The following is a 16,571-nucleotide window of genomic DNA, read 5'->3' as shown; positions in this document are numbered from 1 at the left end:
ATTGACCGCCCGGTCAACACTGTGCCGCCTTGGCGAGCGTATGCCGGTTGGGCGCCAGCCGGGTCAGGCGCCGCGGGCGCGCAGCACCCTGCGCAGCTGGTCCGTGCCGTTCCGCACCGACCGCGCGACGATCGGGCTCACTCCCGGGGACTGTGCCGCGTCATCGGCGCGGTCGGCGAAGGCCGCGTCGACCCCCGCCCGGGGAAACAGCGTCTGCGAGACCGACAACGACGGAATCATCCCCGCGAGGTGCAGGGTCGGCAGCAACGTGAGGTAGCGCTCGGCATACGGAGCCAACAGGTCTGTCTGGCTTCGTTGCCAGAACGCCCGGCGGATCAGGTGCATCGAGCCCATCGGCACCCGGTGCTCGTCCACGATGGCGGTCCACGCCTCCTCCTTGCCGGCCCGTTCGGGCCGTGCGGCATTCACGGCGAGCTCCCGCACCCATGAGTCGGGGTCGGGGTCAGCCCGCCGGAGCGCCGCGACCTCGGACTCGTCGGCCCGCCCCTGTTCGGCCAGACGCAGCTGGATGCGCCAGCGCAGGTCGATGTCGTCGCCGGCAAGCTCCCGGACCCGGTCCAGGTGTTCGTCGGTCACCGCGCAGGCGGCCAGCGTCCGGACAGCCGCGTGGCGAGCGGTCGGGTTCTCCACCAGCACGAGGCACGTGTCGGACACGTGTGACATCAGCTCGTCTCGCTGCGCGTCGGGCGACCACTCGCTGGCGGCGTCTCGTGCGAGGTGCAGGTAGGGCTCGATGACGCTGTCGACGTCCTCCGTCCGGAGAATCCCTGTGAGGCACCGCACGACGTCGGCCGTCGGGAGCTCGCCCCGCACCAGCAAGTCCCACGCGGTCGTGGCCGCGACCGCCCGCGAGATCGCCGTGGGCAGGGCCGCGGCGGAGTCGACCATCGCCTGCACGGAGGCGTCGTCGGGCTGCACGGAGGCGAAGGTGAGGTCTTCGTCGTTGACCAGCACCAGATCGGCGTCGGCCGCATCCGGCACCGGCGTGGACTCCCCCGTCGTCTCCACCGTGACCAGGCGCTGACGCACGAGCGAGTCGCCCTGCCAAGCATAGCGGCCCAGTCCGATGCGGTGAGGTCGCGGTGCGGTGCCCTCGGGCCCGCTGGCGCGCAGGACGGTCCCCTCGCCGGACTGCTCGAGGACCAGCCGGTCGGTGCCGGCGGTGTCGAGCCAGCCGTGGACCCACGCATCGAGGTCACGGCCGCTGGCCTCGGAGAACTCGGCCATCAGGTCCTCGAGCGTGGTGTTGCCCCAGGCGTATTTGCGGAAGTAGCCGCGCAGGCCCTCCACGAAGGCGTCCTCACCGAGGAAGGCGTGCAGCTGCTTGAGCACTGCCGCACCCTTGGGGTAGGTGATCATGTCGAAGCCCGCCGCCGCGGCCGCGACGTCATCGACGGCCTGGCGGATCGGGTGCGTCGTGGGCGCGATGTCGGCGGCGTAGCCTGCCAGCTCGTTGCTCGCCAGGAACCCGGCCCAGGCGTCGGTGAACCGGGTGGCTGCCTCGGCCGCCCAGTGGCAGGCCCACTCGGCGAACGCCTCGTTGAGCCACAGGTCCTCCCACCAGCGCATGGTGACCATGTCGCCGAACCACATGTGCGCCATCTCGTGCAGGAGCACGAGCGCGCGAGCCTCGCGTTCGGCGTGCGTGGGTGCGTTGCGGTACATGACGGCATCGGTCCAGATCACGCAGCCGTAGTTCTCCATCGCGCCGCCCATGTCGGGCACGAAGACCTGGTCGTACGTGCGCTGCGGGAAGGGCAGGCCGAACCGCTCACCGAAGAACGCCAGTCCTTGCGCGGTCACCTCGAACAGCTCGTCCGCGTCGCGGTCCAGGAACGTCGCGAGCGACTTGCGCGTCAGCAGGCCGAGGTCGTAGCCCGCGCGCTCCGAACGGACCTCGTGGAACGGCCCGGCAGTGATGACGGGCAGGTAGGTGGACAGAGGCGGCGTGTCCGGAAAAGTCCAGCGGCGCGCTCCGTCCACGTCCTCCACGACCGGGCCACCGCTGTTGGACACCACCCGCCACTTCGCCGGCGCGGTGACCGTGAAGGCGTGCGGAGCCTTGAGATCCGGTTGGTCGAAGCAGGCCCAGGCGCGGCGGGCGTCGTCCGGCTCGAAGGAGGTCCACACGTAGACCTCCTGGTCGGAGGGGTCGACTGACCGGCGGACGTACTCCCCCTGGGACGTGGAGGACTGCACCGTCTCGACGACCAGCTCGTTGTCGGCCGCCAGCTCGTCGAGCCGGATCCGGGCACCGCCCACCGCGTCGGCGGGGACGGGCGTGCCGTTGAGCGTGGCCGACAGCACGTCCAGCGCGGCGTCGACGAACGTGGAGGACCCAGGTCTGCGGCAGGAGAACCGCACCCTGGTCACCGCCTTGAAGTCGGCACCCGTGACGAGGTCGGTCAGGTCGACGGCGATGTCGTATCGCTCGACGGCAAGGAGCGACGCCCGCTCACGCGCCTCGGTGTGCGTCAGGCTGGGCAGCTCGGGCAACGACTCCACCAGGGGGTCTCCTCTCGGACCGGTCGACACCCGCGGATCTCCCGAGCGCCGAGCAGACCTTACCCAGTGGTGTCGTCACCTACCGCGGGATCGTCGCGACGGGTCGTTGGCGCCACGTCGTCGTCGCGACGCGCGGTGGAGACCTCCCGCCCGCGCCGGTTCGGGTCGACGTCCTTGATGCTGACCACGCTGTGCCGCCCGAGGCCGACCGAGGCCAGGAAGACGACGACCACGCCGAGCCCGACGAAGAACCCGAACTCCTCGAGCGCAGCCTGGTTCGCCGACGTGCTGGCCGGGGCGCCGGCGGCCGGGACCCCGTCGTTGAACAGCCGGCTGAGAGTCGGTCCGACGGCGAACCAGGCGCCTGCCACCGCGGCCAGCCAGCCCCCGAACAGGGTGATCGCACGGTTCGCGCTGGCGAGCAGGAGGAGCCCGCCCACGATCGTGGCGGCGGCCGGCAGGACCTCCAGGAACAGTCGGCCGTTCGTGTAGTGCCACGCGACGTCCGGTGTGTAGGCGTAACCGAAGAGCGGGCCGACGAAGGGCACGAGCCCTCCCCAGATGCCGAGCAGGACCAGCAGGATCCCGCTGATCATCCCTCGGCTGCGTGCGACGTGGAGCCGGCCGGCCCCGCCGCGGGGGTGTGTCGAATGAGTCATCGTTGTCATCTGGACCACCTCGATGTCCCGAGGGACCGTGAGAGCGTCTCCCAACACGGCCCACCCTTCGATGATCACTCCGCCAGCACCGCCACGCAATGCGGAAAAAGCCCCTACTACGCTGAGAGACGCCGACCTCGAGGCCAGGAGGCACCACCGGTGAACGACACCACGTCAACGCCTGCCATGGGTTCCACCGTGCTGGGCTATCCGCGCATCGGTCCAGCGCGCGAGATCAAGTTCGCCCTCGAGCGCTACTGGTCCGGCACGATCGACCGGGCCGCCCTCGAGGAGGCCGGCCGCACCGAGCGGCGGCGCACCTGGGAGGAACTGCGCGACGCGGGCCTCGACAGCATCCCGTCGGGCACGTTCTCGTTCTACGACCACGTCCTCGACACCGCGGTGCTGCTCGGCGCCGTCCCGGAGCGACACCGGGCCGTCCACGAGCAGGACCCGCTCGACGGCTACTTCGCCATGGCCCGCGGCACTGCGCAGGTCGCGCCCCTCGAGATGACCAAGTGGTTCGACACCAACTACCACTACCTGGTGCCCGAGATCGGCCCGGACACCGCGTTCCGGCTCGACGCCACGCGGATCCTGTCCGAGCTGGCGGAGGCGGCGCAGCTCGGCATCGCCACCCGGCCCGTGCTCCTCGGCCCGGTGAGCTTCCTGTTGCTCGCCAAGGCGGACGCCGAAGCACCGGGTGGGTTCTCGCCGCTGGATCGGCTGGGTGACCTGCTTCCCCTGTATGCCGACCTGCTGGCCCAGCTGCGCGGCGCAGGGACCACCTGGGTCCAGCTCGACGAGCCCGCGCTGGTGCAGGACCGCACGACGGCCGAGCTCGAGGCAACCGGCACGGCATACCGGACGATCGGCGACCTGAGCGACCGTCCATCCCTGTTCGTCGCCTCCTACTTCGGGCACCTGGGCGAGGCGCTGCCCGTGCTGGCCGACACCGCGGTGGAGGCGATCGGCGTCGACCTGTGCTCCGGCACCACGGTGGACCAACTCGCCGCCGTGCCCGCGCTGCGGCACAAGACCCTGGTCGCCGGCGTCGTCGACGGCCGCAACATCTGGCGCACCGACCTGCGCGTCGCCCTCGACACGCTCGAGCGCCTGCGTACCGTCGCCGGCACGGTCGCGACCAGCACCTCGGCGTCGCTGCTGCACGTGCCCTACTCGCTCGAGCACGAGGACGCGCTCGACCCGGAGCTGCGCTCGTGGCTGGCGTTCTCCCACGAGAAGGTGCTCGCGGTGGTCGCCCTGCAGCGCGGACTGGACGAGGGCGAGGCCGCGGTGGCGGCCGAGGTGCAGGCAGCAGGGGCCGCGCTCACCTCGCGTGCCGAGTCACCCCTGACCGCGATCCCCTCGGTGCGCGCCCGCGTGGCCGGCCTCACCGAGAGCGACCGCAGCAGAGGCGAGTTCAGCGATCGCGCAGCCGCGCAGGCCGAGCGTCTCGGACTGCCGGTGCTGCCCACGACCACCATCGGGTCGTTCCCGCAGACCCGGGAGATCCGTTCTGCGCGAGCCGATCACCGCGCCGGGCGAATCGACACCGAGGCCTACACCGCCGTCATGAAGGCAGAGATCGAGCGGGTCATCGCGCTGCAGGAGTCGCTCGGCCTGGACGTGCTGGTCCACGGCGAGCCGGAGCGCAACGACATGGTGCAGTACTTCGCCGAGCTGCTCGACGGCTTCGCCACCTCGGCGCACGGCTGGGTGCAGTCCTACGGCTCCCGGTGCGTGCGGCCCCCGATCCTCTACGGCGACGTGCGCCGCCCCGCACCGATGACCGTGCCGTGGGCCTCCTACGCCCAATCGCTGACCGACCGCCCCGTCAAGGGCATGCTCACGGGTCCGGTGACGATCCTCGCGTGGAGCTTCGTGCGCGACGACCAGCCGCTCGCCGAGACCGCACTGCAGGTCGCGCTCGCCGTGCGCGACGAGACGGTCGACCTCGAGGATGCGGGCATCGCGATCATCCAGGTCGACGAGCCGGCGCTGCGCGAGCTGCTCCCCCTCCGGGCAGGTGAGCAGCCGGCATACCTCTCCTGGGCAGTGGACGCCTTCCGGGTGGCGACCGGCGCGCTGGCCGACAGCACCCAGGTGCACACCCACCTGTGCTACTCCGAGTTCGGTGAGGTGGTGGGCGCCATCGACGCGTTGGATGCCGACGTGACCAGCCTCGAGGCGGCACGCTCGCGGATGGAGGTGCTGCCCGCCCTGACTCGCGGGGGCATGAACCGCGGTGTCGGCCCCGGTGTCTATGACATCCACTCGCCGCGGGTGCCGGACGTCGAGGAGATCAAGGCCCTGCTGACCCGAGCCTCCGGATCGGTGCCGGTCTCGCGTCTGTGGGTCAACCCGGACTGCGGCCTCAAGACCCGGGGCTACGAGGAGGCCGAGGCGGCGCTGAACAACCTCGTCGTGGCCGCCACCGCTCTCCGAAAGAGCCTCCCGTCCGTTTGACCGGGTCGCTTCCGGCTGCTTCCGGCTCAGGTGCGGTCGGAGCGCTCCCGCAGACGGAACTTCTGCACCTTGCCGGTGGTCGTGGTGGGGAGCTGCTCGGCGGTCAGGAAGGTCACCCCGCGGGGCACCTTGAACGGCGCGAGGTGAGCCCGGCAGTGCGCCACCAGCTCGCCGGGGTCGAGCGTGGCTCCTTCTCCCGGCACGACGTAGGCCCAGGTGACCTCGCCGTAGCGGTCGTCGGGCACCCCGACCACGTGGGCCTGGCTGACCCCGTCGTATGACGTGAGGACCACTTCCACCTCGACCGGAGCCACGAGCTCACCCCCCACCTTGAACAGCTCGCTGCTGCGACCGGTGAGCTCGAGGTAGCCCTCGGCGCTGACCCGGCCGAGGTCGCCGGTGCGCAACCATCCGTCCTCGTCGATCAGCTCCGCGGTGCGCTCGGGGTCGTCGAAGTAGCGGCGGGTCACCTGCGGTCCGCGCACGCTGAACTCACCCGGTTCACCCGCGGGGAGGGGTTGCCGGGTGAACGGGTCGACCGTGCGGTACTGCGCGAGCTTGCCGTCGAGGCCCACGCCCTCGGCGGCGACCCCACCGAGCTTGGGCGCGCCGACCACGGAGGCGACGGTCTCGATGCCGTCGCCGGGGTGGGTCAGCGCGGTGGCCGCGGAGACCTCGGTCTGGCCGTATCCGGTGTAGATCATGGTTGGGCGCAGATCGCGAATCACCCTCTCCCACAACCAGGTCGGTGCCGGAGCAGCCGCCGAGAAGACCGACTGCAGGCTGCTCAGGTCGTAGTCGCCCGAGGCCGCCAGGTCGACGACGGCGATGGTCATGGTGGGGACGAAGAGCACCTCGTTGACGCGGTGCTCCTCGATGGACTCCAGCACGGTCTTGGGGTTGAAGACCTGCTGCGGGACGACAGCCCCGCCGGCATACATCGCTGCGAGCAGGCCCTCGATGTAACCGAATACGTGGTAGAGCGGCAGGGCGAAGCTGATCCGCCAGCCGTCGTCGAAGGCGCGGTGATACGCCGAGCCGTAGGCGCTGCGCAGCACCATGTCGTGCGTGAGCTCGGCACCGAGGACGTGGCCGGTCGTGCCCGAGGTGAACACGATGTCGCACACCGCGTCCGGGTCGACGAGGGCACAGCGGGCGGCCACCGCGTCGTCTCCCACCGACCGCATGGCCAGCCCGTCCAGGTCGAGCGCCCCGTCACGGACCGGCTCGACGGTCACGACATGCTCGAGGTCCGGCAGCTGCCGACTCTGGGCGCCTTTCTCCCAGCCGGGAAGGATCCGGTCCAGCACCGCGAGGAAGTTCGTCGCCCTGGTCGCGTCCACGGTGACCAGGACCTTGGCCCGGGCCTGACGCAGTCGCGCCGACACCTCGTCGCCGGTGTAGGAGTAGTTGAGCGGCACGGCCACCGCTCCGGCACGCGCGATGGCGAGCTTGACCGCGGCATACTCGGGGCGGTTGTCGACCAGCAGGGCGACCCGGTCACCGAGCTCGACGCCGAGGTCCATCAGACCTCCCGCCAGGTCAACCGAATGTCGTTGCACCTGGGCATAACTCAGGGCGTGAGCTGCAGTGATGACGTAGGGGCGGTCGGGGAACTGCCGCGCCACCTCGTCGAAGGCTGCGGCGAGCGACCGCGGCGTCCACGCGCCGACCCGACGCTCCAGCGCCTCCCGGCGACGGGCGACCTCAGCGGGCGTGATCCCAGCCACGGTCCGACGATACCCCGGGATCGGAAGTGCCGCCCCGGACTGGAGGCTCAGACCTGCACCATCTCCGGGTGGTGTGGGCGGACCTTGACGAGCTCGAGAGCGGCCTGCTCGATCTCCTCCTCGGAGACCAGGACCAGGTTGGCCGCGTCTCCCAGCGGCACGTAGCTGTCTGCCCCCGCGACGCAGGACAGCGCACCACCAAAGCCCCGACGCACCAGGGAGCTGAGCACGGCCTCGGAAACCCCTCCGGTCTGGCGGGTTTCGTCGACCACCAGCACCCGCCCGGTCGCGTTCGCCTCGCGCACGATGTCATCGACCGGCAGCGGTGCGAGCCAGCGGAGGTCCAGCACCCGGCAGCGCACCCCCGCACGGGCGAGGCGGTAGGCGACGCGCAGGCTCATCAGCAGGCCGTTGCCGAAGGTGACGATGGTCAGGTCGGACCCGTCACCGTGGGTGCGGCCACGGCCGAGCGGCACGTGCGCGTGCTCCCACTCCTCGGGCGCCGCGTAACCGGACAGCCAGGCGTCGTCGCCCTCTTCGTGCAGGTTACGCGTGTGGTAGAGCGCGATCGGCTCGAGGAAGGCGCAGACCCGGCCGTCCACCTGGGCTGCCGCCACGCAGGTGCGCAGCATCGCGGCCGCGTCGTCGGGGCGGGCGGGCGAGGCGATGACCAGGCCGGGGATGTCACGCAGCACCGCGACCGAGCTGTCGTTGTGGAAGTGCCCGCCGAAGCCCTTCTGGTAGGCGTAGGAGGCGATCCGGACCACCATCGGGTTGAGGTACTGCCGGTTGGCGAAGAACGGCAGGCTCGCGGCCTCCCCCCGCAGCTGGTCCTCGGCATTGTGCAGGTAGGCGAGGTACTGGATCTCCGGGATCGGCAACAGCCCGGAGACGCCGGCGCCGAGCCCGAGCCCGAGGATCGACTGCTCGTCGAGCAACGTGTCGAAGACGCGGGCCGGACCGGCCTTGGCGGACAGCCCGCGGGTGACGCCGTAGACCCCGCCCTTGCGACCGACGTCTTCGCCGAAGACCATCGCCCCGTCATACGCCGCCAGGACGTCACCCAGTGACCGGTTGATGGACTGGGCCAGGGTGAGTGGTCCTTCGTCCTCGGGCAGGCGGGAGCCGAAGAAGTGGGAGCGCGCCTCCGGGCTCGCCGACCGGGACGCTCGGACGCGGACGGCGTCTGCCCGGTCGACCGCGAGCGGGGCGACCACCTGCTGCCGCGAGGTGAGCTTCGGCCGGCCCAGGGCGTCCTGGGCGACTGCCCTGACCTCCCCCCGTTTGCGCTCGTAGGCGCTGACGACGTCCTCCGCGGTGAGGATCCGCCGGGTGACCAGCAGCTGGGCGGTCCCGAGCAACGGGTCGTGGTCGAGCTCGTCGTTGATCTCCTGCTTGCTGCGGTAGGCCAGCTCGACGTCGGAGCCGGCGTGGCCCATCAGCCGGACGGTCCGCAGGTGGAGGAACGCGGGAGCCCGGTGGCTGCGCACCCAACGGGCAGCCTCGGTCGCCACGGCGAACGTCTCGTCAAGGTCGTAGCCGTCCGCGGTGAAGTACCGCAGCCCGGGACGGTGCGCGTAGTTGGCGGCGATCCACCCGTCGGGAGTCCTGACACTGATGCCGATCCCGTTGTCCTCACAGACGAACAGCAGGGGCAGCGGCAGCCCCTGGAAGCTGCACTGCATGGCCGCGTTGAGGGCGCCGACGGCGGTCGAGTGGTTGGCCGACGCGTCGCCGAAACTGCATACGGTGACCGCGTCCCGGGGCCATGCCGTGGGCACACCGAGCTTCTTGGCGCGTTCGATCGCGAAGGCCACCCCGAGGGCACGGGGCAGGTGGGACGCGATGGTGGAGGTCTGCGGCAGCACGGCGAGATCCGGGTGGCCGAAGACCTTGTGCCGTCCGCCGCTCATCGGCTCGTCCGCGGCAGCGGCCACGCCGAGCAGCACGTCTCGCAACCCGTCGTGCCCAGCGACCTGGGCCGCCCGAGCCAGGTAGAAGCCACCGGACCGGTAGTGCAGCAGCGCCGGGTCGGTCGGGCGCAGCGCCTCCGCCACCGCCGCGTTGCCCTCGTGTCCGGACGACCCGATCGTGTAGAAGCCGCGTCCCTGCGACTGCATCCATCGCGCCGCGAGGTCGAGGTGCCGGCTGCCGATCTGCGCGTCGAAGAGGCGTAGCAGCCGGTCATCCGTGAGCGGCGCGTGCCCACCGCGAGCAGGATCGGGCGGGCTCGGCGTCATCCGCCGCACACGGTGCAGGAAGTGGCTGTCGACGTCGCCCGGCACGAGGTCACTCACGGTGCCCGCTCCTCGTCCCCCGGAACGGCCCAAACCTGCCTGATCGTGCGGATACGCCCATGACAGCACCATGTCGCTCGTGCGTCGACAAGGCCAGTGCGAGAGCGCCAGACCTGTCGGGAAGCAGACCCAACGATGCTTGGCCTGCTGGCCCAGCGTTAGCATTGCTCATGCTCAACCCCGTCCACCTGACCACTCTGGTGGCCGTCGTCGGGACCGGGTCGTTCGCCGATGCGGCCCGGCAGCTGGGCTACACCGGCTCGGCCGTCTCGCAGCAGATCGCCGCGTTGGAGCGGGCCGTCAAGATGCCGTTGTTCGAGCGGTCCGCCCACAGCATCCAGCCGACGCCGGCAGCCGAGTTCCTGGCGGCTCGCGCACGCGACAGCCTGGCCAGCCTTCGGACCCTCGAGGACGACATCCAGGGCGTGGCCGATGGCACGACGGGCAGGATCCGGATCGGCAGCTTCCCGACCGCGAGCGAACACCTGCTGCCCGAAGCCCTGGCCCACCTGCTCGTCGAGCGACCCGGTGTTGAGATCCTGCTGGACGAGGGCGAGACCGACGACCTGGTCGAGCGGCTGCGCGACGGCGAGATGGACCTGGCCCTCGTCTACCACTACGACCTGGTGCCACGGCGGTGGCCGCGCACGCTGCAAGCCACGCCGTTGCTCGACGAGGACCTCGTCCTGCTACTCCCCGAACGACATGCACGGGCCACGGACCGGCCCGTGCTCCTCGAGGACCTGCGCGAGGAACGCTGGGTGTCCACTCGGGTGGGCACGGCGGGAGCCACCTGCCTGCTGCGCCTGTGCTCGGAGCACGACTTCGACCCGACCGTGGCGGTCCGCAGCAACGACTACGACGTCATCCGTGGGTTCGTGCGGACCGGCCTGGGCATCGCGCTGGTCCCGGCCCTGAGCCACATCTCCAGCCGCGGCGTGGATGTCACCCACCTCGCCGACGTGACCGTCCGCCGACACGTCACCGCCCTGCACCGGTCGCCCCGGCACAACCCTGCCGTGACGGGTGCCCTGGACGCTCTGGAGCACGCAGCCGACCATCTCGTCGACCTCCTGCCCGGTGTCTCGGCTCCCGGAACAGGCTGAGCGGCAGAGCCCCCAGTCACAGATGCGCTGTGAATGCCGTCTGTCCGCCGTCCACGACGATGGTCTGACCGGTCAGGAAGGTCGGGCTGCGCGTCGCGAGCCAGGCGATGACCGCGGCGATCTCCTCCGGCTCTCCCACCCGACCGATCGGGATCAGACCAGCGACCGCCTCGGGCGAGACTCCGGCCAGCAGCTCCTCGGACATCGGGGTCCTGACCCAGCCGGGCGCCACGGCATTCACGGTCACACCGCGCGACGCCAGCTCGACTGCCATGGAACGGGTCGCTGCGGCCAGACCAGCCTTCGAGGCCTCGTAGAGCGTGTAGTCACCGCGACTCACCTGCGCCGTGATCGACGACACCTGCACGATCCGTCCCCGGCCCTGAGCGGCGAGGTGGCGAGCCACGGCCGAGCCGACCAGCAGGGCGCCACGCAGGTTCGGTCCCATGACGGCATCCCACTGCTCGGCCGTGATGTCGGTGGCCGGAGACGGGACGTAGACCGCGGCGGTGTTGACCAGGCCGTCAAGTCGCCCGAAGGCCTCCAGCGCCGCGTCCACCACGGCAGAGGCCTCCTCCACGACGGCCAGGTCGAGCACGCGCCCGACGACGAGCGAAGGGTCGCTCACTGACTCGGACAGCGCCTCGAGCCCCTTCCGCGACCGGGCCACGGCCAGCACGCGCATCCCCTCGCCGACCAGGGCGCGGGTTGTCGCGGCCCCCATGCCGCCGGACGCGCCGAGGACGGCATACACCGGTTTCGGCTCACGCATGTCGTGACGCCCGGCGGTGGTGCCACCACAGGTCGCTCGCGTGCGGTGGCACCACTCGCCGACCCATCAGCCGATCAGCCGGGGATCGCCCGTTTCGGCCGCGCTCTTGGGCAGGTTGTTGTTCTCGAGGAACTTCGCGATGTCGCCGTTCTCGTGCAGTTCCTTGATGTCCTCGTTGACCGCCTTGAGCAGCGCGGCGTTGTCCTTCGGCACGGGCAGCGACGACTGCGCCGGCTCCTGCGATGCCGCCACGTCGGGGTGCGACTTCGCGACCTCGACCTTGAGGTTGGGGTTGTTGAGCTTGCCGGAGCCAAAGCTGTCCACCCCCACGTCGATCCGGCCGGCCTTGAGGTCCTGGTTCATGTTGAGCGTCGTCGAGTAGATCTTGAGCGAGCCGCCGAGGTAGGACTTGAGGTCCTCCACCCAGAGGTAGCCGTCGACGGTGCCGACCTTCTTGCCCTTGAGCTGGGAGATGTCACTGATGCCGTCCTTGGAGATGATCGCCATCTGGTCGGCGTACATCGGACCACTGAGGCTCACCACCTCGGTCCGCGCCTTGGTGCGATACCAGTCGCCCACAGCGAGGTCGGCGCGGCCGCTCTGGACCGTCGGGATGACTGCCGCCGTGGCCATCCACTTCGGCGTGACAGTGAGGCACTCCTTCGCGGCGATCGCCGCGACGATCTCGCCGTCGACACCGGTGATCTTCTTGCCCTCGAGCTTGGAGTAGGGCGGCAGGTCGTAGCCCGCGACGGTCAGGGTCCCCTTCTTGATCGTGGTGAACTCGTGCGCCGGCTTGCAGTTGTCGGCGGGTCCGTCCGCTGACGACCCACCCCCGCAGGCGGCTGCGGTGGCCGCGGTGAAGAGCACCGCAACGGCCGTGGTGATAGGGCGAACTCGCATGTGAATCTCCTTTATTGGTATGACGATGAGGATCAAATCAGAGGTGGCGGGCCATCCGGCGCTCCGCCCGTCCGGTGAGCCAGCTGGCGGGGATCGTGATGGCGGCGTACATCAGGCCGGCCAGGCTGAGGATGCTCATGTAGCGGAACGTGCTGGAGCCGGTGCTGTAGGCCTGGCTCATCAGCTCGGGCAGCGCGATGGTGTAGGCCAATGAGCTCGCCTGGAAGATGAGGACCGCGAAGCCCATGAGCGGTGGGATCGCGACGCGCACGCCCTGAGGAATGACGATGAACCGCAACGTGTCCCGGTTGACCATGCCGAGCGCCGAAGCCGCTTCCACCTCACCGGACGGGACCGCCTGCAGGCCGCCCCGGAGGATCTCGCTCGTGTAGGCAGCGGTCGTCAGGGCCAGTGCGATGGCCGCGGAGAAGAAGGACGAGAAGGTCACGTCCACCGTGGGCAACCCGAAGTAGACGATCTGCAGCACGACGAGCGCCGGCGTCCCGCGCCCGATCTCGACCACGCCGATGGTGACGTAGCGCAGCACCTTCTTGGGGCTGTTGGCGCTGAGAGCCAGCAGCAGACCCAACGGCATACCGATCCCGAGGGCGAGGGCGGTGACCCGGATGCTGACCCAGAGGCCGGACAGGAGGGCGGGGTAGTTCTCCGCCCAGTCGCTGAGACTCATCGGGCCACCTTCCGCCGCAGACCGCTGTCGAGGGAGCGGGCCGCCCAGGCACACGGGATGGTGATGATCACGTAGACCAGGGCCGCGTAGAGGAACGGCACGATCGCGTCGGAGGCCTGTTTCGCCTGCATGTCGGCGTTGAAGAGGATCTCCTGTACTCCCACGGTGTAGGCGATCGACGAGTCCTTGAGCAACCCGATGGCGTACGTCGCCGACGCGGGGATGGAGACACGCAGGACCTGTGGGCCCACGACCTTGGACAACTGGTCACGGTGCCCCATGCCCAGGGCCGCGCTCGCCTCCCACTGCCCTGCGGGAATGGCGGACAGCCCGCCCCGGTAGATCTCGGCCATGTAGGCGCACGAGATGACACCGAACGCGGCTATGGCAGCGCCCAAGGGTGAGATCGTGATGGCGCCCGTGCCGATGCCGAAGTAGATGAGGAAGATCCACACGATGGGCGGTATGCCGCGCAGGAACTCGATCACGGTCCGCGCGACGATCCGCAGCACCGCGAAGCGCGACCGACGGGCAAGGGCAAGCGGTATCCCGCCGATGGCTCCGAGGGTGAACCCCGCGACAGTCACCAGGAGCGTCATCGGTATGCCGGTGATGATCGCCTGCAGGTAGCCCATTGCTCAGCGCTCCAGGACAGCGCGCAGGAAACGGCGAGTGCGCTCGTGACCGGGCTTGCTGAAGATCTCCTCCGGTGGGCCTTCTTCCAGGACGGCGCCGTCCACCATCACCACGAGGTGGTCCGAGACGTCCCGGGCGAACTGCATCTCGTGCGTGACCACCACCATGGTCATGCCCTCGTCGGCCAGTTCCCGCATGACCGCCAGGACCTCCAGCCCCAGCTCCGGGTCCAGGGCAGACGTCGGCTCGTCGAAGAGCATCACCTTGGGTTCCAGGGCCAACGCCCGAGCGATGGCGATGCGCTGTTGCTGGCCGCCCGAGCAGCGGCTGGGGTACTGAGCCGCCTTGTCGGCGAGCCCCACCCGGTCGAGCAGCTCCTTCGACCGTTTGTCGGCGTCCTTGCGGCTGCGGCCCAGAACCCGCTCCTGGGCCAGTGAGATGTTTCTCAGCACGTCGAGGTGTGGGAAGAGGTTGAACGACTGGAAGACCATCCCGGCGACGCGCCGGTGCGCCACCAGCTCCTTGTTGCTGATCTCGGAACCGGCGTCCACCGCGTGTCCCGCCACGGTGATCCGCCCGCTGTCGGGCCGCTCCAGCAGGTTGATGCATCGCAGCAGCGTGCTCTTGCCGGCTCCGCTCGGACCGATGATGGCAACCACCTCGCCCTCCCTGACCGAGAGGGACACGTTGTCGAGCACCGTGTGGTCGCCGTAGCGCTTGACCACCGAGTCGAGCTCGATGGCAACGCTCTGTCTCGTGGCGGGAAGGGTCATCGGGCATCAGCTCCAGTGTTCGGGTGAGCAGCAAGAAGTGGGGCGGTCCCGTCGGCGCAGGAGGCCGTGCCGGTCGTGCCGGTCGTGCCGAAGCGGTCGACGGCGGCCTTCGCCTCGCTGAGGGCATCCACCACGCGACGGGGCCGCAGGGCGTCACCGATCACCTCGACTCGGAGGCCGTGGTCCGCGAGGCCGGCGACCAGGTCGTTGACGGGGACGCCACCGGCCCAGGTCACCAAGGCGTCGGCCGCGAGGGTCGGCGCCGCCTCCCCGAACACCCCCTCCAGGACAACCGATCCGGCCTCGACGCGGCTCGGTCGCACCCGCTCCACCACCGACACGCCGACCTCGGCGAGGCGCCGGATCATGGGAAAGAGCGTGTTGATTCCATCGCCCTCACCGATGTGCAGCCGCGACGTCGCCAGGGTCACCGACCGCTGACCCACCGTCGCCAGCCGCTCCGCGATGAGCGCGCCGTCGAGCTCGCCGACCGCGTCGAAGACGACGACCTCGCCGTTGACGCCTGCCACCAGGGCCTCCAGCGGATCCACCACGACGACCGAGCCATCGGTGGGGATGTCGAGGTCGCTCGGCCGTGCGCCGGTCGCCACGACGACCAGTTCGGGTGACCGTTCGACGACCCACGCGGCGTCCACCGCCGTGCCGAGCACGACCTCGACTCCGAGTCGGTCGAGCATCCGACGCTGCCACTGCAGGTAGTCGGCCACTTCGCTCCGGCTGGGGGCGCGGCTCCAGGCTGCCACCTGACCACCCAGCTGGTCCGAGGCCTCGGCCAGGGTGACTCGGCAGCCGGCCTCGGCCATCCGGCGAGCCGCCTCCAACCCGGCAGGTCCGCCGCCGACGACGACGGCGGAGCGACCGGACAGGTCGATTGCCTCATCCTGTTCATGGCCCACATCGGGGTTGACGAAGCAGGACAGCGGCCGCCCCTCGAGCAGACCGTTCACGCACACGTTCACCCCGACACACGGCCGCACGTCCTCCGCACGGCCCGCGCGGGTCTTGGCCAACAGATCCGGATCAGCGATCTGCGCCCGCACCATGCCCACCAGGTCGGCGTCCCCGGCCACCAGGATGTCGTTGGCCAGGTCCACGTCCGTCACGCGACCGACCGCACACACCGGCACGGACACCGCTTCCTTGATCACCCGGGCCACATCGCGAAACAGGCCGTGGGGAGCTGGCGTCGGCGGCCAGTGCCGCACGCGCGCCTCGAGCCTGTTGTTGTTGCCGACCATCACGCTGATGTAGTCGACCCGGTCCTCCAGCGCTCGGGCCACTCGCGCGGCCTCATCCGGGCGGAGGCCGCCCTCGACCAGGTCGTCGGCGCCCAGACGGATGCCGAGGATCATCTCGGGCGACAACGACGCGCGCACGGAGTCGAGGACGCGAGTGGTGAGGGTGAGCCGCCGCTCGAAGGAGCCGCCGAACTCGTCGTCGCGGTGGTTGGTGAGGGGCGAGAGGAAGGACGCCAGCAGCAGGCCGTGGGCGAGGCTGATCTCGACGCCATCGAGCTCCCCTCGGCGGCAGCGGTCGGCAGCCGCGGCATACAGCTCGATGATGTCTGTGAGCTGGGCGCTGGTGGCGGGCACCGCCACTTGGCGTGCCACCTCTGAGAAGTCCCACGACGCGCCGATGACGTCGGGGCCCTCCGTCTCGGTCGGGCCCGGGTGTGCCAGCTGGGCGAGAATCCGGCCGCCCTCCTCGTGCACCGCCTCGGCGAGCCGCTGGTATCCGGGCACGATCGACTCGTCGATGTTCCACAGGCAGATGTCGTTCCACTCGCTCGAGGGCAGGATCGGGGTGGCCCCGGTGACCTGCATCGCCACGCCGGAACGGGCCCTCGCCCGGTGGTAGGCGATGTAGCGCTCACCGGGTCGACCGTCCTCGGCGAGTCCGGGTTGGTGGGCCGGCAGGTAGATCCGTCCACGCAGCGTCTGGGGGCCGACCTGCAGGGGGCGGTCGACCAGCCAGGGTGTGGCCACGGGTAC

12 protein-coding genes are annotated in these 16,571 nt (G+C 70.2%); 2 read left to right on the top strand and 10 right to left on the bottom strand.

What is annotated here, in order from left to right:
• Positions 1 to 63 precede the first annotated feature (63 nt).
• Both pepN and FCN22_RS04410 read right to left on the bottom strand, forming a co-directional pair.
• Positions 64 to 2,526, bottom strand: coding sequence for an aminopeptidase N (pepN, locus tag FCN22_RS04415; protein ID WP_137120332.1), 2,463 nt, complete (start codon positions 2,524 to 2,526; stop codon positions 64 to 66).
• Positions 2,527 to 2,585: 59 nt separating this feature from the next.
• Positions 2,586 to 3,185, bottom strand: coding sequence for a hypothetical protein (locus FCN22_RS04410; RefSeq protein WP_137120331.1), 600 nt, complete (start codon positions 3,183 to 3,185; stop codon positions 2,586 to 2,588).
• 159 nt (positions 3,186 to 3,344) lie between these two features.
• Here FCN22_RS04410 and metE point away from each other — a divergent pair, with 159 nt between their 5' ends.
• Complete coding sequence (metE, locus tag FCN22_RS04405; RefSeq protein WP_373681278.1) at positions 3,345 to 5,654, top strand: 5-methyltetrahydropteroyltriglutamate--homocysteine S-methyltransferase; 2,310 nt, start codon at positions 3,345 to 3,347, stop codon at positions 5,652 to 5,654.
• Positions 5,655 to 5,680: 26 nt separating this feature from the next.
• On the opposite strand, the gene FCN22_RS04400 is transcribed toward metE, so the two are convergent.
• A complete protein-coding gene (locus FCN22_RS04400) occupies positions 5,681 to 7,384 on the bottom strand; it encodes a class I adenylate-forming enzyme family protein (protein ID WP_137120330.1) in 1,704 nt (567 codons plus the stop codon).
• Positions 7,385 to 7,431: 47 nt separating this feature from the next.
• Positions 7,432 to 9,681 (bottom strand): thiamine pyrophosphate-dependent enzyme, encoded by a 2,250-nt coding sequence (locus FCN22_RS04395; RefSeq protein WP_238384515.1) that lies wholly within the window; start codon positions 9,679 to 9,681, stop codon positions 7,432 to 7,434.
• Between the two features lie 170 nt (positions 9,682 to 9,851).
• On the opposite strand from FCN22_RS04395, the gene FCN22_RS04390 reads away from it, so the two are divergent.
• Positions 9,852 to 10,787, top strand: a complete 936-nt coding sequence (locus FCN22_RS04390) for a LysR family transcriptional regulator (protein WP_137120329.1) — start codon at positions 9,852 to 9,854, stop codon at positions 10,785 to 10,787.
• A 16-nt stretch (positions 10,788 to 10,803) separates the two neighbouring features.
• Here FCN22_RS04390 and FCN22_RS04385 read toward each other — a convergent pair whose 3' ends face one another.
• From FCN22_RS04385 to FCN22_RS04360, 6 genes are all read right to left on the bottom strand, one after another.
• On the bottom strand, positions 10,804 to 11,559 hold the full coding sequence (locus tag FCN22_RS04385; RefSeq protein WP_137120328.1) for an SDR family NAD(P)-dependent oxidoreductase: 756 nt from the start codon (positions 11,557 to 11,559) through the stop codon (positions 10,804 to 10,806).
• 66 nt (positions 11,560 to 11,625) lie between these two features.
• Positions 11,626 to 12,462: a substrate-binding periplasmic protein gene (locus FCN22_RS04380; protein ID WP_137120327.1), complete on the bottom strand. Its 837-nt coding sequence runs from the start codon at positions 12,460 to 12,462 to the stop codon at positions 11,626 to 11,628.
• A gap of 37 nt (positions 12,463 to 12,499) precedes the next feature.
• Complete coding sequence (locus FCN22_RS04375) at positions 12,500 to 13,150, bottom strand: amino acid ABC transporter permease (protein ID WP_137120326.1); 651 nt, start codon at positions 13,148 to 13,150, stop codon at positions 12,500 to 12,502.
• Positions 13,147 to 13,785 carry an amino acid ABC transporter permease gene (locus FCN22_RS04370; protein WP_137120325.1) on the bottom strand — a complete coding sequence of 213 codons (639 nt, stop codon included), beginning with the start codon at positions 13,783 to 13,785 and terminating at the stop codon, positions 13,147 to 13,149. Before FCN22_RS04370 ends, FCN22_RS04375 begins: the two co-directional genes overlap by 4 nt.
• Before the next feature lie 3 nt (positions 13,786 to 13,788).
• Entirely contained in the window at positions 13,789 to 14,559 is a 771-nt protein-coding gene (locus FCN22_RS04365) for an amino acid ABC transporter ATP-binding protein (protein ID WP_137120324.1), read from the bottom strand.
• On the bottom strand, positions 14,556 to 16,565 hold the full coding sequence (locus FCN22_RS04360) for an oxidoreductase (protein WP_137120323.1): 2,010 nt from the start codon (positions 16,563 to 16,565) through the stop codon (positions 14,556 to 14,558). Before FCN22_RS04360 ends, FCN22_RS04365 begins: the two co-directional genes overlap by 4 nt.
• Positions 16,566 to 16,571 lie beyond the last annotated feature (6 nt).

This window comes from Segeticoccus rhizosphaerae (genome assembly GCF_005222685.1).
GTDB lineage: Bacteria > Actinomycetota > Actinomycetes > Actinomycetales > Dermatophilaceae > Segeticoccus > Segeticoccus rhizosphaerae.
This window is presented reverse-complemented; position numbering and strand designations above follow the sequence as displayed.